General features: G+C 71.1%; 24 protein-coding genes. 5 read left to right on the top strand and 19 right to left on the bottom strand.

What is annotated here, in order from left to right; translation table 11 throughout:
* The first annotated feature begins 85 nt into the window (after positions 1–85).
* The gene (locus FHS22_RS15135; RefSeq protein WP_184942175.1) at positions 86–733 is read left to right on the top strand and encodes a TetR/AcrR family transcriptional regulator; all 648 of its coding nucleotides are present in this window, start codon (positions 86–88) and stop codon (positions 731–733) included.
* A gap of 8 nt (positions 734–741) precedes the next feature.
* Here FHS22_RS15135 and FHS22_RS15130 read toward each other — a convergent pair whose 3' ends face one another.
* From FHS22_RS15130 to FHS22_RS15085, 10 genes are all read right to left on the bottom strand, one after another.
* Positions 742–1,173: a HEPN domain-containing protein gene (locus FHS22_RS15130; RefSeq protein WP_184942173.1), complete on the bottom strand. Its 432-nt coding sequence runs from the start codon at positions 1,171–1,173 to the stop codon at positions 742–744.
* 36 nt (positions 1,174–1,209) lie between these two features.
* On the bottom strand, positions 1,210–1,749 hold the full coding sequence (locus FHS22_RS15125) for a helix-turn-helix domain-containing protein (RefSeq protein ID WP_221473682.1): 540 nt from the start codon (positions 1,747–1,749) through the stop codon (positions 1,210–1,212).
* A gap of 200 nt (positions 1,750–1,949) precedes the next feature.
* Positions 1,950–2,594 carry a rhomboid family intramembrane serine protease gene (locus tag FHS22_RS15120; protein ID WP_260407966.1) on the bottom strand — a complete coding sequence of 215 codons (645 nt, stop codon included), beginning with the start codon at positions 2,592–2,594 and terminating at the stop codon, positions 1,950–1,952.
* 187 nt (positions 2,595–2,781) lie between these two features.
* On the bottom strand, positions 2,782–3,567 hold the full coding sequence (locus tag FHS22_RS15115; RefSeq protein WP_184942172.1) for a crotonase/enoyl-CoA hydratase family protein: 786 nt from the start codon (positions 3,565–3,567) through the stop codon (positions 2,782–2,784).
* A 9-nt stretch (positions 3,568–3,576) separates the two neighbouring features.
* Positions 3,577–4,350, bottom strand: coding sequence for an SDR family NAD(P)-dependent oxidoreductase (locus tag FHS22_RS15110; RefSeq protein ID WP_184942170.1), 774 nt, complete (start codon positions 4,348–4,350; stop codon positions 3,577–3,579).
* 83 nt (positions 4,351–4,433) lie between these two features.
* Entirely contained in the window at positions 4,434–4,772 is a 339-nt protein-coding gene (locus FHS22_RS15105; RefSeq protein ID WP_184942168.1) for an STAS domain-containing protein, read from the bottom strand.
* Between the two features lie 120 nt (positions 4,773–4,892).
* Positions 4,893–5,651, bottom strand: coding sequence for an energy-coupling factor ABC transporter ATP-binding protein (locus FHS22_RS15100; RefSeq protein ID WP_338047759.1), 759 nt, complete (start codon positions 5,649–5,651; stop codon positions 4,893–4,895).
* Positions 5,648–6,430, bottom strand: a complete 783-nt coding sequence (cbiQ, locus tag FHS22_RS15095) for a cobalt ECF transporter T component CbiQ (protein ID WP_184942165.1) — start codon at positions 6,428–6,430, stop codon at positions 5,648–5,650. Before cbiQ ends, FHS22_RS15100 begins: the two co-directional genes overlap by 4 nt.
* A gap of 126 nt (positions 6,431–6,556) precedes the next feature.
* Entirely contained in the window at positions 6,557–7,600 is a 1,044-nt protein-coding gene (locus FHS22_RS39250) for an energy-coupling factor ABC transporter permease (protein WP_184942163.1), read from the bottom strand.
* Positions 7,601–7,712: 112 nt separating this feature from the next.
* The gene (locus tag FHS22_RS15085) at positions 7,713–9,647 is read right to left on the bottom strand and encodes a glycosyltransferase family 2 protein (protein ID WP_184942161.1); all 1,935 of its coding nucleotides are present in this window, start codon (positions 9,645–9,647) and stop codon (positions 7,713–7,715) included.
* 202 nt (positions 9,648–9,849) lie between these two features.
* Here FHS22_RS15085 and FHS22_RS15080 point away from each other — a divergent pair, with 202 nt between their 5' ends.
* Positions 9,850–10,212 carry a nuclear transport factor 2 family protein gene (locus FHS22_RS15080; protein WP_184942159.1) on the top strand — a complete coding sequence of 121 codons (363 nt, stop codon included), beginning with the start codon at positions 9,850–9,852 and terminating at the stop codon, positions 10,210–10,212.
* A gap of 141 nt (positions 10,213–10,353) precedes the next feature.
* Here FHS22_RS15080 and FHS22_RS15075 read toward each other — a convergent pair whose 3' ends face one another.
* The 5 genes from FHS22_RS15075 to FHS22_RS15060 form a co-directional block, all read right to left on the bottom strand.
* Positions 10,354–11,610 carry an ATP-binding protein gene (locus tag FHS22_RS15075; protein ID WP_184942157.1) on the bottom strand — a complete coding sequence of 419 codons (1,257 nt, stop codon included), beginning with the start codon at positions 11,608–11,610 and terminating at the stop codon, positions 10,354–10,356.
* A 309-nt stretch (positions 11,611–11,919) separates the two neighbouring features.
* Positions 11,920–12,099, bottom strand: coding sequence for a hypothetical protein (locus FHS22_RS15070; protein ID WP_184942155.1), 180 nt, complete (start codon positions 12,097–12,099; stop codon positions 11,920–11,922).
* A gap of 30 nt (positions 12,100–12,129) precedes the next feature.
* The gene (locus tag FHS22_RS38045; protein ID WP_260407965.1) at positions 12,130–12,255 is read right to left on the bottom strand and encodes a hypothetical protein; all 126 of its coding nucleotides are present in this window, start codon (positions 12,253–12,255) and stop codon (positions 12,130–12,132) included.
* A gap of 54 nt (positions 12,256–12,309) precedes the next feature.
* Entirely contained in the window at positions 12,310–12,882 is a 573-nt protein-coding gene (locus tag FHS22_RS15065; RefSeq protein ID WP_184942153.1) for a hypothetical protein, read from the bottom strand.
* A 146-nt stretch (positions 12,883–13,028) separates the two neighbouring features.
* Positions 13,029–13,523 (bottom strand): hypothetical protein, encoded by a 495-nt coding sequence (locus FHS22_RS15060; RefSeq protein ID WP_184942152.1) that lies wholly within the window; start codon positions 13,521–13,523, stop codon positions 13,029–13,031.
* 122 nt (positions 13,524–13,645) lie between these two features.
* On the opposite strand from FHS22_RS15060, the gene FHS22_RS15055 reads away from it, so the two are divergent.
* A complete protein-coding gene (locus FHS22_RS15055; RefSeq protein WP_184942150.1) occupies positions 13,646–14,563 on the top strand; it encodes an aminoglycoside phosphotransferase family protein in 918 nt (305 codons plus the stop codon).
* A gap of 123 nt (positions 14,564–14,686) precedes the next feature.
* On the opposite strand, the gene FHS22_RS15050 is transcribed toward FHS22_RS15055, so the two are convergent.
* On the bottom strand, positions 14,687–15,481 hold the full coding sequence (locus FHS22_RS15050; protein WP_184942148.1) for an MOSC domain-containing protein: 795 nt from the start codon (positions 15,479–15,481) through the stop codon (positions 14,687–14,689).
* Positions 15,482–15,734: 253 nt separating this feature from the next.
* Here FHS22_RS15050 and FHS22_RS15045 point away from each other — a divergent pair, with 253 nt between their 5' ends.
* Positions 15,735–15,998 carry a hypothetical protein gene (locus FHS22_RS15045; protein ID WP_184942146.1) on the top strand — a complete coding sequence of 88 codons (264 nt, stop codon included), beginning with the start codon at positions 15,735–15,737 and terminating at the stop codon, positions 15,996–15,998.
* A gap of 40 nt (positions 15,999–16,038) precedes the next feature.
* Here the strand turns inward: FHS22_RS15045 and FHS22_RS15040 are convergent, their stop codons facing one another.
* A complete protein-coding gene (locus tag FHS22_RS15040; RefSeq protein ID WP_184942144.1) occupies positions 16,039–16,440 on the bottom strand; it encodes an SCO4225 family membrane protein in 402 nt (133 codons plus the stop codon).
* A 121-nt stretch (positions 16,441–16,561) separates the two neighbouring features.
* Here FHS22_RS15040 and FHS22_RS15035 point away from each other — a divergent pair, with 121 nt between their 5' ends.
* Positions 16,562–17,356, top strand: coding sequence for a DUF6461 domain-containing protein (locus FHS22_RS15035; protein WP_184942142.1), 795 nt, complete (start codon positions 16,562–16,564; stop codon positions 17,354–17,356).
* 654 nt (positions 17,357–18,010) lie between these two features.
* On the opposite strand, the gene FHS22_RS15030 is transcribed toward FHS22_RS15035, so the two are convergent.
* Positions 18,011–18,514 carry a hypothetical protein gene (locus FHS22_RS15030; protein WP_184942141.1) on the bottom strand — a complete coding sequence of 168 codons (504 nt, stop codon included), beginning with the start codon at positions 18,512–18,514 and terminating at the stop codon, positions 18,011–18,013.
* Between the two features lie 114 nt (positions 18,515–18,628).
* Positions 18,629–18,883, bottom strand: a complete 255-nt coding sequence (locus tag FHS22_RS15025; RefSeq protein WP_184942139.1) for a hypothetical protein — start codon at positions 18,881–18,883, stop codon at positions 18,629–18,631.
* Positions 18,884–19,214 lie beyond the last annotated feature (331 nt).

Here is a 19,214-nt window from a genome sequence, read left to right as displayed (position 1 = left end):
GCCTTCCGGATAAAATCGAACCATCAAGTACGTTTTAACCGTACCCGATGGTTCGAATAAGGGCCAGAGCACCTGGGAGAGGACCATGACCACACAGAGCCGCCGGGGCCGGCCGCGCGCGGGCGAGCAGGCCGCCCGGCGTCAGACGGCGCTCGACGCCGCGCTCGCCGAACTCGTCGAGCACGGCATGGAGGGCATGACGATGCAGGCGGTGGCGGCCCGCGCCGGGTCGTCGAAGGAGAGCCTCTACACCTGGTTCGGCAGCCGCCACGGGCTGCTCGCCGCACTGATCGAGCGCCAGGCCGAGCAGGTCAACACCGCGGTGACGGCGGCGCTCGACGCCGCGGCCGAACCCCGTACCACGCTGACCGCCATCGCCGAGAACCTGCTCGGCCTGCTCGTCGGTGACGCGTCGGTGGCGCTGAACCGGGCGGCCATGGCATCGGAGGAGCTGTCGGCGCTACTGCTCCGGCACGGCCGGCACACCACCGGCCCGCTGGTGGAGGCCTTCCTCGCCCGGCTGGCCGCGCAGGGCCGCCTGCGGATCGACGACCCGGCGGAGGCGTTCCAGCTCCTGTACGGCCTGACCGTACGCGACCTGCAGATCCGGGTGCTCCTGGGCGAGCGGCCCCCCTCGCCCGACGGCATCCGCACCGGCGCCCGCCTCGCGGTCGACCGCTTCCTGACCCTGACCGGCAGGACGCACTCCGGTGCACGCCGCGAACACGCCTGACGCCTAGGTCAGGTCATGAACGGAGACAGGTGCGGCAACGCCTTTTCCGCGGCATCGACCACGGCCAGCGCAGCCGGGAGGTCATCTCGAACCGTGTCCTCGTCGATCCATGTTCCGGCCGTCGGATATTCGCTCTCATGACGAGTGATCCGGATCCGGTCCACGGGCCGCAGGATCCCTCCCGTGGAAGAACCGAACCGGGCCTTGGCCGCATGCTGGACCGCCAGATGGCCACCCGTCGTCGTCGCACGCAGTCCCTGCGTCTGGAGAAGTGCCGCAAGCGCCTTGCGGACCGCGTCGTGCAGTGCGGAGTAGGCGAGATGGGGATCGCCGGCGGCGAGAAGCTCAGCGCTCGCAAGGTGCTTCCTGGCCGTTTCGATCATCCGTTCGGCGAGCCGGTCGTCCGCGACCACCTGGGTCAGCTCCCTGCGCTGGAGCATTCCGAGGATCTCTTCCCGTCCCCGGTTCCACCCCGGTCATCGAGAATCCTCCCCCTGAGGCCGCACCGGGACGCGGGGCCTGCTGCGGATATCCGCCAGGAAGCCGTCATCGCCGGCCTGCCACCGCTGCGGGGCCACCACGACCGTGTTGACCTCCCGTCCGAGCCGGGCGCTCGCGCGGGCGGCGGCATCGTGCAGGTCGTCCCGGTCGGGACGGCCGACCACGAGGAGGTCGATGTCGGCGGGGGCGGGACCGGGCTCACCGAGCATGCGCGCGGCCCAGGAGCCGAAGACCTCCGCCTGCTCTACCCCTTCCACTCCGGCCAGTTCCTCGGCCAGAACGTGCGCGGGGCCTAATGTGATGGTCACGAGTTCGCTGAGCGCCCGGTAGAAGGGCGCGCTCCGGTTGGCCTCCACGAGCTTGGTCCGGCCGATCCTGCGACTCCTCAGCACGGCCGCCCGTTCGAGGCGGGCGACCTCCCGGGTCATGTTCCCGGTGTCGGTGCGAGCCGCGGCGGCGAGTTCGGCGATCGAGTATTCACCACCGCCGATATAGGTCATGGCGAGAACCGCCATCGTGATCCGCGATCGGAAGACCGGGAAAACCGGCGGTGGCGGCTGTTGCACGCCGGGCCTTTCCAGTACGGGTGCGTGTGATGCGATCGTCACGCTCCGTACTTTACTGTCAGACGCGCAGCATATGCTGCGTTTTTGACAGCATAGCTCTGATGCCTTTCCGGATACGAGGCGGCTCGGCGAGGCTTGGCCGTACGGGCTCAGTAGGCCGGGAGGGCGGGGCGCTTGCGGCGCAGGACCCAGGCGGCGATGACGCCGCCGACCAGGCCGAAGAGGTGGCCCTGCCAGGAGACGTCCTCCTGGGTGGGGAGCACGCCCCAGATGATCGAGTAGTAGGCGACGGCGACGCCGACGCCGATCACGATGTCGAGGGCCCGGCGGTCGAACAGGCCGCGCGCCACGACCAGGCCGAAGTAGCCGAAGACCAGGCCGCTGGCGCCGACCGTGACGTACCGCGGGTCGCTGGTGAGCCAGACGCCCAGGCCGCTGACGAGGATGATGATGACGCTGGCGGCCAGGAACCGGCCCACGCCCCGCAGGGCCGCCAGGAAGCCGAGGACCAGCAGGGGCAGGGAGTTGGCCATCAGGTGGCCGAAGTCGGCGTGCAGGAAGGGGGCGACGGGGATGCCCGCCAGGCCGTCGACGTCCCCCGACCTGATGCCGTAGGCGTCGAAGTTCTCGGGGAGCACGTAGTCGGCGATCTCGATCACCCACATGAACGCGACCAGGAGGAGGACGAGGATCGCCGCGCCGAGGGCGCCGCCGGCCAGGCTGCCGGCGCTGCGCCGGAAGCGCTCGCCGGAGGAGCCGCCGCGGGGGATCATCTCGCCCGAGTAGTCGCTCATGCACTCTCCTGGCCTCGTGGAGCCGTCAGGTGGAGGTCACGTGCCCCCGACGCACGCGCCCACACCTTTACCGTACGCACCGGCGACCGGAAACGCGCCGGGCGCGATCCCCAGCGGATCGCGCCCGGCACGCCGGGAAGAATCCCGGAAAATCCTTCCCGTCGGCAGGACCGGCGGGAAGGACCTCCTACTCGCCCCTCCACTGGGGGGCGCGCTTCTCGGCGAAGGCCGCCGCGCCCTCCATGGCGTCCTTGGATCCGAACACCGGGTTGATGATCTCGCCCTGCTTCTTGAACATCTCGTCGATGCTCCAGTCGGCGGACTCGACGATCACACGCTTGGTCGCCGCGAGCGCCAGGGGGGCGTTCGCGGCGATCTTCTTGGCGATTTCGAGGGCCCTCGCCAGTGCCTCGCCCGCGGGCGTGACGTGGTTGACCAGGCCGACCTCGTAGAGCCGGGAGGCCGGGAAGTGGTCGCCGGTCAGGGCGATCTCCATGGCGATGTGGTACGGGATCCGCTGCGGGAGCCGCATCACGCCGCCCGCCCCGGCGACCAGGCCGCGCTTGGGCTCGGGCAGCCCGAACTTGGCCTCCTCCGAGGCGACGATGATGTCGCAGGCCAGCGCGAGCTCGCACCCGCCGGCCAGGGCGTAGCCCTCGATCGCGGCGATGATGGGCTTCTTCGGCGGCGCCTCGACGATGCCGCCGAAGCCCCGGCCCTCCACGGCCGGGAAGTCACCGGTGAGGAAGCCCTTGAGGTCCATTCCCGCGCAGAACGTGCCGCCCGCGCCGGTCAGGACGTAGGCGGAGACGTCCTTGCGCTCCTCCAGCTCGTCCAGCGCCGCCGCGATGGCCCGGGCCACGGCGCCGTTGACGGCGTTCTTGACCTTGGGCCGGTTGATCGTGATGACGGCCACGCCGTCCTCGACCTCGACCAGGACCTCGTCACCGGTTCCGGAAGTCGGCTCAGACACTCGTGACTCCTACTTGGGCTGGAAGCGGATGCCGCCGTCGAAACGGATCGTCTCGGCGTTCATGTAGTCGTTCTCGATCAGCGCCCGCACCAGGTGGGCGAACTCCGAGGCCTGGCCCATGCGCTTGGGGAAGACCACCGGGGCGACCAGCTTGGCCTTGAACTCGTCGGAGTTGGGCGAGAAGCCGTAGATCGGGGTGTCGATGATGCCCGGGCAGATCGTGTTGACGCGGACGCCGATGGCGGCCAGGTCGCGGGCGGCCGGGACGGTCATGCCGACGATGCCGCCCTTGGACGCCGAGTACGCCACCTGCCCGGTCTGGCCCTCCAGCGCCGCCACGGAGGCGGTGTTGATGACCACGCCGCGCTGGCCGTCGGCGTCGACCGGCTCCGTCTTGGAGATGGCGGCGGCGCCGATCCGCATCAGGTTGAAGGTGCCGATCAGGTTGACGTCGATGACCTTGCGGTAGGAGGCCAGGTCGTGCGGCGAGCCGTCGCGGTTGACGGTGCGGGTGGCCCAGCCGATGCCCGCGCTGTTCACCACGACGCGCAGCGGCTTGCCGGTGGCGACCGCGGCGTCCACCGCCGCCTGCACCTGCTCCTCGTCGGACACGTCGGTCTTGACGAAGACGCCGCCGAGCTCGTCGGCGAGCGCCTTGCCGCGCTCCTCGTTCAGGTCGGCGATGACCACGGTCGCACCGTGCGCGGCGAGGTCGCGGGCCGTGGCCTCGCCGAGGCCGCTGGCACCGCCCGAGATGATTGCTGCTGCTCCGTTCAGGTCCATGAGCGGACTTTAACGCGGATACCGAATGAAGTTCTACTCGGGGTGTGCCAAATCTCGGTCACACCCCGCGGGCCGGTGCCGCCTCAGACCTCCGAGACGGCGGTGCCCACGTCGGGGTAGACCTTGATGCGGCGGTCGAGGCCGGTCGTGCGCAGGATCCGCGCCACCGGGGCCTGGGGCGCGGCGAGGGAGACCCCTCCCCCCTCGCCCGTCGCCAGCCGCCACGCCTCGATCAGCACGGACAGCCCGCTGGAGTCCATGAACGACAGGGAGGTCAGGTCGAGGACCAGCCGGGAGCCGTCGATCTTGATCGCGTCACGGACCTCGTCGCGGAGGAAGGGCGCGGTGAACAGGTCGAGCTCCCCCTCCACGGCCACCACCACCGTGTCGCCGACGGCCCGGCGCGCCAGCCGCAGCTTCATCAGCTTCCTCCTAGAGGCCGTGAGAGCGGACCCTCTTCATTTTGACACTCACCGTATGCCAGGCCGGGCACTCCCGCGATCAATCGTGTGGATCAGCAGCCGGGCGTTATGCCCGCGGCCTCACCGGGCGCTCTCCGGCGTCCCGCCCCGGCCGACGGTGAAACCGTACGGCAGCTCCAGCCGGTGCGCGGCGAGCAGCCCGGCGTCGGAGAGGATCTCCCGCGTCGGCCCGTCGGCGGCGATCACCCCGCCGGAGAGGATGAGCGAGCGCTCGCACAGCTCCAGCGCGTAGGGCAGGTCGTGGGTGACCATCAGCACGGTCACGTCGAGGCCGCGCAGGATCTCGGCGAGCTCGCGGCGCGAGGCCGGGTCCAGGTTGGAGGAGGGCTCGTCCAGGACGAGGATCTCCGGCTCCATCGCCAGCACGGTCGCCACCGCCACCCGGCGGCGCTGGCCGAAGGAGAGGTGGTGCGGGGGGCGGTCGATCGCCTCCAGCATGCCCACCTTCTCCAGCGCGTCCTTGACCCGCTGCTGGAGCTCCTCGCCCCGGATGCCGAGGTTGGCCGGGCCGAAGGCGACGTCCTCGCGGACGGTCGGCATGAAGAGCTGGTCGTCGGGGTCCTGGAAGACGAGGCCGACCCGGCGCCGGACCTCCTGCAGCGACCCCTTGGAGACCGGGAGCCCGGCCACGGTCACCGTGCCGTGCCCGGCGGTCAGGATGCCGTTGAGGTGCAGGACCAGGGTGGTCTTGCCCGCGCCGTTCGGCCCGAGCAGCGCGACCCGCTCGCCGCGCCCGATGCGCAGGTCCACGCCGAACAGCGCCTGCGTGCCGTCCGGATACGCGTACGCCAGCCGGCTCACTTCCAGTGACGCCGTCACGCCCCCACCCCCCATGTCCCGAGCAGCGCGCCGCCGAGCAGCACCGCCAGTGCCGCGCCCGGCAGCGTACCGGCCAGCAGCCACTGCCGCACCGAGGCGGTCAGGTCCTGGATCACCGGCATCGAGCCGGTGTAGCCGCGGCTCAGCATGGCCAGGTGCACCCGCTCGCCGCGCTCGTAGGAGCGGATGAACAGCGCCCCGGCCGAGCGGGCGACCACCGGGATGTGCCGCACGTCCCTCGCGGTGAAGCCCCGCGACTCCCTGGCCACCCGCATCCGGCGCATCTCGTCCATGATCACGTCCATGTAGCGGAGCATGAACATGGCGATCTGCACCAGCATCGGCGGCAGCCGGAGCCGCTGCGCGCCCAGCAGCATCAGCCGGGGCTCGGTGGTGGCCGCCAGCAGGATGCTCGCGACCACGCCCAGGGTCGCCTTGGCCAGGACGTTCCAGGCGGCCCAGAGCCCCGGGAGGCTGAGCGAGAGCCCCGCCAGGGAGACCCGCTCCCCCGTCCCGACGAACGGGATCGCCACCGCGAACAGCACGAAGGGGATCTCGATCGCCATCCGCCGCAGCACGAAGCCGGGCGGGACCTTCGCGAGCGCGGCCACGCCCGCCAGCAGCAGCGCGTACACGGCGAAGGCGGCGAACCACTCGCGCGGCGTGGCCACCACGGCCAGGGCGAACGCGGCGACCGCGGCGAGCTTGCACTGCGGCGGCAGCCGGTGGACGGGCGTGTCGCCCGGCCGGTAGAGCTGGTGGTGATGGCCCGCGCCCAATGGAAATCCCCTCCGGCGGTACTTCGGCGCCGGGACCGGCCCGGATGGCTCCGGCGCCCGGCACGGCGCCGCCCGGCGCCGTTCTCCACGGCGCCCTCCTGTACGGCGCCGCCTCGTTCAGCGCCGTCAGACCGTGATGTCTTCCCGCGTGCCGCCCTCCGGGGCGCGGCGGCGGGCGGCGTAGCCGACGACCCCGCCGACGAGCAGCGTGATCCCCACGCCGATCACCCCGGCGACGCCGACCGGGATCCCGCCCACGTCGCCGTAGTCGGCCAGCGCCCACTCGCCGAACGCGTGGTCGGTGGCCTGGGCGAGGAAGCCCTCGTCCTCGCCCACCTTCTCCAGCCCGTCCGGGTCGCCGGAGGCGAAGAAGGAGAGCGCACCGGCCAGGACCAGCGTGAGGCCGGTCCCGGCCAGCAGGAACGGGCGGACCCTGCCGGCGGGGGCCGGGGCGCGCTCCGCGGTCTCCGGGCTCTCCGGGGCCACGGTGACGTCGCCGTCCGCGCCGCGCAGCACCAGCGGGGCGGCCAGGCCGCGCGCGCCGTACACCAGGTCGGGCCGGGCCGCCAGCACGGTGGCGACGGTGACCGCGGTGATCAGCCCCTCGCCGATGCCGATGAGCACGTGCACGCCGCCCATGGCCGCCGCGACCGTGCCGATCTCGATGGGGGCCGTGCCGCCGATCCAGAACAGCAGCGTGAACACCAGCGCCGAGGCCGGCACCGAGACCAGCGCGGCGGCGAAGGAGGCCGCGGTGATCGCGGCGGGGCCGCGCACGGCCCGGGTGATCAGGCGGAAGACGCCCCAGCCGACCAGGACGGTGACGATGCCCATGAGCGTGATGTTGACGCCCAGCGCGGTCAGGCCGCCGTCGGCGAAGAAGAAGCCCTGCACGAGCAGGACCACGGCCATGCACAGCACCGCGGTGTACGGCCCGACGAGGATCGCGGCGAGCGCCCCGCCCAGGAGGTGGCCGCTGGTGCCCGCGGCGACCGGGAAGTTGAGCATCTGGACCGCGAAGACGAAGGCGGCCACGAGGCCCGCCATGGGGGCGGTGCGGTCGTCGAGCTCGCGGCGGGCGCCGCGCAGGCAGACCGCAGTCCCGGCGACGGCGACGGCCCCCGCCGAGACCGAGACGGCCACGTTGAAAAAGCCATCGGGAACGTGCACGGCGAGCCTCCGGAGTGCGGGTTTGACCCTCACTTTAAGCCATGGGCTTGTTATTGCAACAAAGAGGCATTAGCGCAGAGTTCGCTCCGCGGCGGAAGCAGTGGAAGCGGCGTCAGCGCGCGGTCCGCTCCGCGGAGGGACGGCGGCGCAGGAGCCACCGGAGGAACCCCCGCATGGTGGAGACGCGCACCAGCAGGCTGAGCCGCCCCTTCCCCGCCGTGGCGTAGGGCTTGACGGTCCGCAGGGACGCACCCCGCCACCACGTGCGCAGGGGGGCGACCAGCTCCGCCTCCGCCTCGACCCGGAACCGGGCGGGCGGCCCGCCCAGGTCCAGCTCCAGGTAGGCGTCCCAGGTGCCGGCCGCCAGCCGGCCCGCCGGCTGGCGGGCCGTGAACATCCCGCCCGTCGTGGCGGTGACCGGCGTGCGCCGCTCGCGCCCCGAGCTCCGCTCCCGCCAGACCAGGCGCCGCAGGGCCCGCCGGTCCGGGGTGAGCGCGCCCATCGTGAGCTCGCCGTCGAGGACCAGCCGGTGGCCGGCGCCCCAGCGCGAGGCGGTCAGCCGTACGATGCCGGGCGGGCTGACCACGTGCCCGCCGACGTCGATGCTGAGGTTGCCGTAGGGCCGGGTGAAGTACGGCAGGGCGATCGCGCCGCCGATCATCCGCGGTGCCGGGCGGGCGATCCGCTGGTCCCGGTCCGCGCCGAGCCGCGCGGTCCGGACGACCCCCTCGCACGCGACGGCCACGTAGACGTCCCAGACGCCCGAGGGCAGCGCGGCGACGTCGACCGTCCCGGTGAACGCGCCGCCCTCCCCCGCCGCGGGCACGGTGACCTCGGCGATCTCGGGGGGCGGCCCGCCGTCCGGCTGCCGGACGCGCAGCACGAGCGAGACCCCGCCCGCGACGAGCTCGGGACGGCCGCGCGTCTCCATGGCGTCCAGCGCGACCCGGCCGGAGACGACCAGCCCGGTGTCCCCAGGGTCCCAGCGCAGGCCGGTGAGCTCGCGGCGCACCACGGCCAGCTCGATGTGGGCCAGCCGCACCAGGCGGTCGATGTCCTCCAGCGCGGCGATCCGGCCGCGGTCCACCGGGCTGAGCCGCGCACGCACCCCGTCGGTCATCCAGCGCTCGCACATGTCGGCGACCTCGGCCGCGATCTCCTTGCGCTCGACCTCCCCCGCCTCCAGGAAGGGCCTGCCGAGGTTGGTGAAGGCGTCCAGCCGGAAGTGGCGGCGGAGCAGGTGGTCGCGGAGCGGGCCCGGCCGTACGTGGCCCACCATCAGCTCGACCGGCTTCTTGATCATCCTGACCCAGGAGGCCGGGTCGCGGCTCCCCTCCCGCTGCATGATGCTGGTCCCGTCGGGCCGGTCGACCAGGTGGTAGCAGTCGTAGTCGGCGACCACCGAGATCACGCCGGCGTGGCAGTAGGCGTGGGTGGTGAAGACGATGTCCTCGCCGACCGTGAGCGTCTCGTCGAAGCGGATGCCGTGCCGCTCCAGCATCTCCCGGCGGAACAGCTTGAAGCAGCTCAGGCTGTTGTAGACCGTGCTCTCCTCCAGCTCGATCCGCTCGGCGTTCTCCTGGAACATCGAGACCGGCGCCCGGCGCCCGTGGCCGACGACCTTCCCCAGGACGATGTCGGAGCCGTTGCGGTCCGCCATCGCGAGCATGCGCTCCAGCGCCTCCGGACCGAGGTAGTCGTCGGCGTCGCAGAAGAACACGTATCTGCCCCTGGCCGCCGAGAGGCCGACGTTGCGCGGCCGGCCCGCGCCGCCGGAGGCCTCCTGGTGCACGACGCGCACGACGCCGGGGTGCCGGGCGGCGTACAGGTCGGCCAGCTCGGAGCTGCCGTCGGTGGAGCCGTCGTCCACGACGACGATCTCCTTGTCCACCCGCTGGACCAGCAGGGAGGTCAGGCACCGGTCCAGGTAGGGATGGCAGTCATGAACCGGGACGATCACACTGACCTCGGTGACGGGCCGGGAGACGACCTCCACCGTCGCGCCGCCGGACCCCTGACCGACCCGCTGGAGGATCGTTCGCGTCACCGCCGCCTCCTCCGCTGACTACTTTCCGTTCCTGCTCCGATTCAGTATGTGACGAAGAGCCGCCCGTGCGTGGCCGATCCGGCTTGTTGGCTCCCCCTCGTTCGCACTGGCGTTGCGGCGCTTAGGGAAAACCGACCGATTCGTACGGCTTGCCCCCCGCGGGACCCGGACCCCGCACCGGTGACCCTGCTAAGACAGAACCGTGGACCACACCGACGCCATCGACGCGTTCATCGAAGCGGCCAACACCACCGATGCGGAGCGCCGCGCCGACCTGCTCGCCCGAGCCCTGGCCCGGGACGTCGTCTTCTGGAGCCCGCTCGGGCGGGGCGAGGGCCGCGGGTCCGTGGAGGACTTCATCACCCAGGTGGTCCAGGGCCACCCGGCCGGCCCCTGCCGGCTGGTCCGCACGACCGGCGTGGACGCCCCGGGCGAGTGGGCGCGCTTCGGATGGAGCTACGTGGACGCCGCCGGGCGGACCCTGCTCTCCGGCGTGGACGTCGCGCACGTCACCCCGGACGGCGACATCGACGAGATCGTGGTCTTCGCCGGAGAGCTCGCCTGACGCCCGCCGTGTCCTCCCGGAGGAGAACGCCCCCGGGAGGCCTGCGGCTGCGCCGTACTCCGCCGGCCCTGCTCGCCGGCCGCCGCACGGTCGCCACCTACGACCGGCGCGGCGCCTGCCGCAGCCCGCTCACCGGCCCGGCTACCTGTCCCAGAGAGCGCTGATGGGCAGAGCCGTCAGCCGGTCTCCGAACGACAGCGACCTCGCCCCGGTGTAGAAGACGAACCCGTGCACGAAGTCCTCTCCGAGCCCGTCTCGGAGGGTGGCGAGGCCCTTGAAGTCGTTCTGGTCGATGGAGTCGGTCGCTTTGGCTTCCACTCCGATCACACGCCCGTTGTTCCGTTCGAGGATGAGATCGACCTCCGCCCCCTGGCTGATCCTCCAGTGATGGAGCCCGATCCGGAACGGTGCCCAGGTGGCCTGTTTCGCGATCTCGTTGACGATGAACGACTCGACGAGAGGCCCCCGCGCGGGTGCGACGCGGGCGGCCAGGCCGTCCGCGTCGACCCCGGCCAGGTGAGCCGCCAGACCGGTGTCGGTGACGTGGAGCTTGGGGCGGCGGACCGCCCGGGCCACGAGGTTCCGGGACCAGGCCGGGATCTGGCGGATCAGGAAGACGGTCTCCAGCAGGCCGAGGTAACGGCTGACCGTGGTCCGGTGGAGCTGGAGATCGCTTCCGACCTTGGCCATGTTCGGCTCCTGCGCCGTGCCCGCGGCGGCGATGGCGAGCAGCTGCCGGAGGTTGCTCGGCTCCTCGATCCGCGCCATCTCCCTGATGTCAGTGTCGATGACCGACTGGACGTACGTCCGGTACCACCCGTCCCGGGTGAGCTCCGACCGCATCGCGACGGCTTCGGGATAGAACCCCCGGCAGATCAGCTCGAAGTAGTCCCGTCGGCCGTACTCGCTGAGCGACGAGGACCGCAGCGCCTCGGGATCACTGAACGCCGTGACGAGGAAGGGATCGCCCCTCCCCTCGAGCTCCGCCTGGGCGAAGGGCCAGACTTCCAGGATGCCTGCGCGCCCGGCCAGCGACTCGCTCAGCGACGGGGTGGAGAGGAACCTGGTCGAACCCGCCAGAACGAACTGCCCCCGTTCGGCCTTCCGGTCGACCTCCGCCTTGATCGCCAGGATGAGGTCGTCCCCCCCGCGCTGGATCTCGTCGATCATCATCGGCCGGGAGGATCCATCGGCGATGAAGGCGGCGGGGTCGGCCCGCGCAGCCGATCTCAGCGGGCCGTCGTCCAGGGTGAGATACGTCCCGTCTCTCTCCCGGTTGAGCTGCTGGAGCAGGGTCGTCTTTCCTGACTGCCGGGGGCCGTTGACGATCAGCACTCGGAAGGCGTCCAGGAACTCTTCCGCGTGCCCGGCCACATGGCGTGAGAGCAGCTCCGACACGGCACTTCCCCTCACTGCAGACTATTCGGCTCACTGCGGAACCGACATTTGACGGGGACTCCAACCGACAGTTCACCGACGAACCACCGACATCCTACGGGATGGCAAGCGGCATTTCACGGTCGCCCGACCGACGTCCGGCGGACACCGGCTCACTCCGATCCTCGGGAAGCGCATCTATGCCGCCCGGACCTGATCCGGTCCGGGCGGCACAGATTCGGTGTGCCGCCCGCGCCCTTGCGTGGTGACATCGCGAGGAGGACGGGTGGACCCAGGATTCGAGGCGGGCTTCCGGCGGTTCGCCGTCGATCACTCGGAGGCGCTGTTCCGTACCGCGTACCTCCTGACCGGGGACCGGCACGCCGCCGAGGACCTGGTGCAGCCGGCGCCGACGAAGACCGCCGCGAGAAGGGGATCGCGGAGCTCGCCGAGTTCGAACTCCAGGCGGGTCGGGGAGGTGCGGGTTCCCGTCAGGAGCCCGTAGCCCATGCGCAGGGACGGGGTGCCTCCGGTGCCGGCTCAGAAGAGAACCGGCATGACGACGAACCCGAGGAGTGTGACGAGGATCAGGTAGTCGGCCAGGACCGCCGCCACCCGCCGCCCCACGGTCCCGGCGGGGGCGGCGATGGCGCGTTCAAAGCTCATCGGCTCCAGGGGCGGGATCATCGACCCATGCCGGGGGCGGAGGCCACGGCGTCGTCAGCCGAAGTCGGTGCACGTGGCGTACCAGTCGCCGGACAGGCGCGTGATCCGGGACGCCTCAAGGCTCTGCAGGCGCCCGGCGGGGACGTGGGCGAAGCCGCACTGCTCCAGCGTTCCTCCGGAACCTTCCGCCGTCAGCTCCGTGATCCCGTTCCAGCGCCGCGCCCGGCCGATCGGGAACACTCCGGCCTGTCGCTCCTGGAAGACCCAGCGCTCCCGTTCCGGCAGAGAGGCGGCGTACTCCGTCAGTGCGGGCTCGGACACCGCGAAAGCGACCCGCAGCGGAACCTCCGCAGCGACCAGGGCGAAGACCAGTCCACCGGCCAGCGGCAGGACGCAGACCAGCGGGCCGCGCCGGGGGCGGCGGGCCGCGAGGCACGCCACCCACACGCAGAAGGACAGCAGCCACGCGGGGACGGCGGCGATGAGCAGCGGCATGTCGCCGCCGGGGACCGACGCGGCGAGCACCGTCAGCACCGAGGCGACGGTCACCGGACCGGCGGGAACCAGCCGCCACCGGCCGCGCTGCGACGTCCCGCCGGGGGGATCGGCGACCAGGGGAGCAGTCATACCGCACCCTACTCGGGCCCCGGATGACCCGGATCCGCCCGCCGCACGCAGCCCGCTCGCGGCCGGACGGTGCCGGGCCCGCCGGTGCGCGGTGTCCGGCGGAGCCTCCTCCCGCCGGCCCGCCGCCCGGACTCCGTCGCCTCCGTTCAGAGGTAGTCGAAGAAGCGGATGAACCAGCTCGGCGGGTACCGGGGCAAGAGGTAGGAGGCCAGGGCGCTGCGGCCGTCATAGGGCTCGGACAGGAGGTCCTCCGGGACGTTCAGGTAGCCGAGGTCGGTGAGAGCGCTTTCGACCCGGCGCCGGTCCTCGTCATGCAACACGTCGGACTTCTCGGCGTCGGTGTAACAGCCCAGATTCTCCGGCGAGTAAACGGCGAGGTCCCCGAAATTGCTGATCCGGATGTAGATCCGCTCCCCGCTCACGGTGCGGTCTCCGGGGATGACCACGTCCCCGTGGTGGCTGGCGTCCTGGACGCTCCGGTCGACCGTGCTCCGGCACGCGAAGTCCGTCTCCAGACGCGTGACGAGCCGCTCGAATCGTGCCCTGGCCTCGGCGTGACGGTACCCCTTGGGGAATTGCACGTGCTCGGGGTCGTCCAGCTCACGCAGCAGCGACCACCAGTCGGTCTCCCTTGCCGTCATGGTGCGAGGTTAGCCCGGAGTCGGCACCGGCGTCGGTAACGGTGACGGACCGGGGACCGGGGGCCGGGGGCCGGGGGCCGGGGAGGAAACGGGCGGGCCGCCGTCCGGCTACTGTGCCCCGCATGACTCACACCGAGATCGAGATCAGCGCGGAGCTGGTACGGGATCTGCTGCGCGACCAGCACCCCGACCTGGCCGATCGCCCTGTACGGCTCGGCGCGCGCGGCTGGGACAACCAGCTCTGGCGGCTCGGCGACGACCTCGCCGTCCGGTTGCCCTGGGCGACGCGGTCCGCGGACGCGCTGCTGCGCAAGGAGCACGCCTGGCTGCCCGTCCTCGCCCCGCGCCTTCCGCTTCCGGTGCCCGTCCCGCAGCGCCTCGGTGAACCCTCCGCCCTGTTTCCGCGGCCCTGGATCGTCACCACCTGGGTACCGGGTGAGCCGGCCGACCAGGCCCCCGTCACGCGCGCCGCGGAGGCTGCCGACGTTCTGGCCGCCTTCCTGACGGCTCTGCACCGGCCCGCCCCCGACCGGGCGCCCACCGGCCGGGACCGCGGAGGACCGCTGGCCGACTACTCCGAGGGGTTCGCCAGGCAGCTCGCCTCGGCCACCGAGCTGGGGCTGGTCGCCGACCCGGACGCCGTCCGCGCGGTCTGGGACGACGCCGTCGCCGCGCCCGGCTGGGCGGGCCCGGCGCTGTGGCTCCACGGCGACCTGCATCCGGCCAACGTCCTCACCGCGGACGGCGCCGTCTGCGGTGTCGTCGACTTCGGTGACCTCTGCGCGGGCGATCCGGCCTGCGACCTCGCCGCCGCCTGGATCCTGCTGCCGGACGACACGGCCGACCGCTTCCATGACGCCTACCGGCCGGCCCCGGACGCCGCGACCCTGCGCCGCGCCCGCGGCTGGGCGGTAGGCCGCGCCCTCAGCGGCATCCTCATCGGCGAGGCCGGCGTCCGCGGCCGTCCAGGCGGCAAGGCCACGTGGGGTCCACCCGCCCACGCCGCACTGCGACGCCTCATCGCAACGGCCCATCGCTGATCGTCTCGGATCCGGGACCGGGCCAGGTGGAACCGGCCTGGCGGCGGCGTGGCGGCGGACCGCCGGCCCCCGGTCGTGAGGGCGGCCCCCGGTCGTGAGGGCGGCCCTGAGGCGCCTGACCGGCTAGCCTGGCCGGACGTCGTCGCCGACTCTCAGCTCACCGAGGTTCCTGGGCACCAGGCGGATGCCGAACCAGGTGTTCCCGTCCCAGCGGCGGTGTCTGGCCAGGGTCCTCAGGGGTTCCTTGCCCCGGTCCTGAGTGGCCGGGTCCCAGGTGGTGGCGGCGCAGCGGTCGCACAACGCCGAGACGCGGAAGTCGATCCCGCCGATGCGGACCGACGTCCAGGCGTCCTCCGCGAAGGGTTCCGCGCCGTCGATGACGGCGTTGGGCCGGAAGCGGGCGACGTCGAGGGGGGCCGGAGGATGTTCCTGGCGTTCCATGGCGCCTTCGGCGATCCAGTCGTCCAGGCGCTGGAGCGAACTCCTGGAGACGAGAAGGAGAGGTCCGTCCCAGAGGCCGCCCTTTTCCTCGGTGGCGGTCCGGCGTCCGGGGTCGTCCAGCCAGATGAGGCGGGCGGGTCTGCCGAGCAGACGGGTGAACCATTCATCGGCGTCGGCGTGGGCGGGCACGGCCCGGTCGAGGTTGGAGCAACTTATCGAGATCGTGTCGCCGGCGGCCGGGGGGACCTTGAGTTCGCCCAGGCCCTTCGCCGACAGGTGGAGGCCGCCCTCAGGGGTTTCCGTGGCCGAAACCGAGAGGAGCCGGGGGTGTTCGCCTACCCAGATCAGCTCTCCCAGCGGATCCACCACGGCCCAGCGACGGTCGCCTTCCAGACCCCACGGGAGGACTCGGGCGGATGGGCGGAGGATGCCTCTGGCGGATTTGAGGGGATAGGCGCGGATCTCCGCTAGTTCCATTGGGCAAGGATAGGAGAAAGCGCTCTCTCAGACTATGGGAGCGCTTCCACAGCATGCCCGGATCGGAGCATCGGGTCCCCCCGAATCGGATCTCGCATGCTCTCGGGCGAGGAGGCGGGGTCCGTTCACCGAAAACCCTGCAGCGGCTTCGCGGGTTCCGCCGGAGTCGGCTCGGAAGTTCCACCGGCCGCCGCCTCGCAGGCTTCCAGCGCCGTATCAGCCGGCGTTCGCCCCATCGGAGTACGGTCAGCCCGTGAACGGCGATGAGCAGCCGGGGCCGGATGAGATCGAGCAGTGTTTCACCGAGGTTCTCGATGGACGGATGAGCCGGGAGGAGGCGGACCGCCGGGCATGGCGCTGGGTCACCGATGATGATCTCGTCTGGGATGACGTGTCATGGTGGGCGCTGGGCCTTCTGCACGGGATCGGCCTGCGCAACGGGCCGGACGAGGACTTCCTGCATGACGGCGAGCAGGTGCGCCAATGGCTTGAGGAACTACGGCGTCGTCGAATGTGACTTCACGGACCAAAGCCATCGCCCCGACTCCGTACGGAGATCAACCGCCATCAGGTGACCGTGAGGGCGCAACCGGGACCGGCCTCGGCCCTGACCACTCCTGCGGAGGCGGGACCTTCGCCGGAGGCGCGGTCTTTCTACGCCCCCGCGCGATGAGCCAGAGGAGCCACGCCTGAAACAGCCCTGCGGCGGTGTACAGCAAGAGGAAGAGCGTCGGCGGGAGCGAAGCAAGGGGCAGGAAGATGAAGAGTTCCGAGATCGGAGCAGTGATCATGAACAGTACGAGCGCCTCGAAGCCTTGGCTGCCCGGCCGGTGTGTGGCGATCTCCACGTAGACGGTCGCGGCGACGACGATCAGGGCGTAAGGACCGGCGATGGACAGGGCGAAGGTGCCCCGGTCATATCGGGAGACGTGGCGGAGTATCGCTCGCAGAAGTCCCATGAGAGCGATTCTGCCTGGTCAGAGGCGCCTAGCCTTGAGTAGGGGTGCTCAGGTGGGCCTCGGTGGGATGCTCAGGTTCGGGCGGTGGTACGACAGGAGTAGAGCGCAGTAGATTCCCCGCATGCCGGAACCCGGATTCACACCCCTGCGGATCACCCGCCTCGTCACCAGCAGATCGCTGAGCCTCGCCATGCGGGAGTGGGCGCGGGCCAACGGATATCCGGTCAGTCATCGGGGACGGGTCGCAGAGGAGATCGTGGAAGCGTTCTTCGCCGCCGCCCCCGAGGCCTACGAACAGGCAGGGAAAATCGAACTCGTTCGGGCCACTGCGAGGACGCCAGGCCCGTCGCCGGAGGACTTCACCTGGCAGCAGGACGGTCCGCTCGGCCCGATCTACACCGCCGTCTTCGCCCGAGGGATCGACGAGTACGAAATGCTGCACCGGCTGGGTGCCGCCGCCGAAGACATCCGCCCGATCCTCGACGGGGATCACTCGGTTCCGGAGGGCCCCCGGTTCATCACCGTGACCCGGATCGGCGACTGGGCCGTCGCCGCCGAGGAGGACGGCTGGCGCGGAGCAGAACCCCCGACGCTTGGGAACCTGTCCGGCGGTGGCGGCGAAGCCGTGGCGGTGATGCGGCACGACTACGCCGCCCGGCACCACCTCTCCTATGCCGCCGACGGTGTGCTCATCACCGACATCGACCCGACGTTCCCGCACAACCGGCAGGGAAGCGACCCGGACCGGCTCAACGGCCATCTCCGGGATCTCGGCATCGATCCGGAAGCCGCCGACCAGATCGACAACCCCATCGAGGCGGCCCTTGCGATCGCCGCCCGTGTCACAGGCGCCGTCCTCACTCAGAGGCACCTTCACCGGCCGATCCTCGGCGCGGCCGTTCCCGGCGCCTCCTGACCGGTCCGGTGCTTCCCAGGGCATCTCGGGGTGCTGCCGGCTCGGCGCGCGGCACTGCGGGATGCCCTCGAGGTCGACGAAGCGGCCCAGGAACCGGCCTCGATACCGGTCGGCGTCGTCGGTGTACCCCGTTGTCGGACATGGTCGCGGCTCCCCTTCGATAGCGGGAAGGTCCATGCGGGCCCCGCAGATCCGGGTCGGCCGCCGCCGTCCTTCGGACAGGGTGCACAGCCCCTCGTCGCTCCAGGAGAGGTCGTGCATCAGGGCGGCGACGGCGATTTCGGGGACTCTCCTGGGCGGACAGGCGCCCGCGGCTCCCAAAGGCTCCGAGAGCACCGGTCGAACACCGGAAACGGAAGGCCCCTGACGGCGTATCACCTGTTCAGCGGCCTTTCTCATGCGAGCCCACGAGGGGAATCGGCCCCCTGCCCTTCTGTTTACCAGGTCCCCGAACGGCTTCCAGGATCGTTCAGACCCGTTCGCCACGCTGCTCACCGAGCCTCCGGCCGTTCAGATCCGTCCGACTCGGTTCATGATCGTCCGTTCGGATGGCGCCCAGCATGGCTCCTGGAACCGTACGAGTCCGAGAACGCTTCACCGGTGATCGCTCCGGGGCCGTTGCGCTCCCGCCGGAGACGCAAGGGCTGGTGGCGGCTATTGGACGGTCAGGCGGTAGCCGTGTTCGACGGAGCGGGGACAGAGGAAGACGGTGAGGGCTCCGTAGCGACCGAGCGTCATCGTGGTGGGCTCGCGGGTCTCCTCGCATTCGGGCGTTCCCCAGGCGAGGTGGTGTTCTTCCAGAGGCCGCCATCGTGGTTCGCTGCCGCCGCCCCATTCGCTGCTGTCCAGTTTGAGGAGCGGTTCGGTCTCGGTTCCGCAGACGGTGCAGGGCAGCGGGTACATGTCGGTGAGGTGCCAGGACTCCCATCCGCCGATCTTGCAGCCCGGTGCGATGGACAGGAGCTCCTGGTAGGGACGGTCGGTTTCTTCGTCCCACGCGTCGAGGGCGGCGTGGAGCTGCTCGGGGAGCTCTTCGGGATAGGGGTATTCGGTGACGCGTTCGGGATGGAGCACGCAGGGGCGCGGTAGGTAGCCCTCCCGGCTGAGGTCGGCCGCCGGGGTGCCGGGGAGGCTGTCGGGGGTGGCGTGGCGGCGCATGGGCGGTTCGGCGAGGAGGTCGGTGAGATCTGCAGCGTTACGCCTCTGACCAGGGTGGCGGCATCTTCCCGCACCTCGACCACCGAAGATCATTCGGCGCATATCCCGCAGCGGCTACTCATCGGCCTCGGTGTGCCTGGCGCGCTCCCTCAGCCGGCGCAGGCGGCGGTCGTACTGACCGGCGTACGACCTCTCGGCCTTGTCGGCCAACCGGTTCCGCGGGTCGGAGGAGCTCTCGTACAGCTCGGTCTCGAACGGATCGTGGTCGTACTCGATCAGCCGGGCCAGCGCCTCACGGTCCTGCTCAATGGAACCTCGCGCCCGAACCTGTTCGCGCCACCTCTCCGCACTCACCATGGCCTCGTCCATGCCCTTACCGTAACCGCGACGCCAGACGGCGTGGAGAGAGCGCGAGGCCGAACGGCCAGCTTGAGGAGTACATGGAGCACGCCTCGCAGAGCGGCTGAGCTGGGCATCGAGCCGGTCGCGAGTGATCATGATCGACCTCCTGACGCCCTGTTCAACGGCCCAAAGTCACTCGTCCCACTCATCATGGTCAAACACGAGGCGCGCGGAGCCCGGCGCCGGCTCTCCGGTGGATGCCTCTAAGGCCTGTCCTGTGAATCACGAAAGCCAGTCCAAGGTCGCGACCAGCAGGATCTGGCAGCGGTAGATGACCGCGCGCTTGGCGTACCGGGAG

Source organism: Thiemannella venezuelensis, assembly GCF_014203605.1.
Lineage (GTDB): Bacteria > Actinomycetota > Actinomycetes > Streptosporangiales > Streptosporangiaceae > Planomonospora_A > Planomonospora_A venezuelensis.
This window is presented reverse-complemented; position numbering and strand designations above follow the sequence as displayed.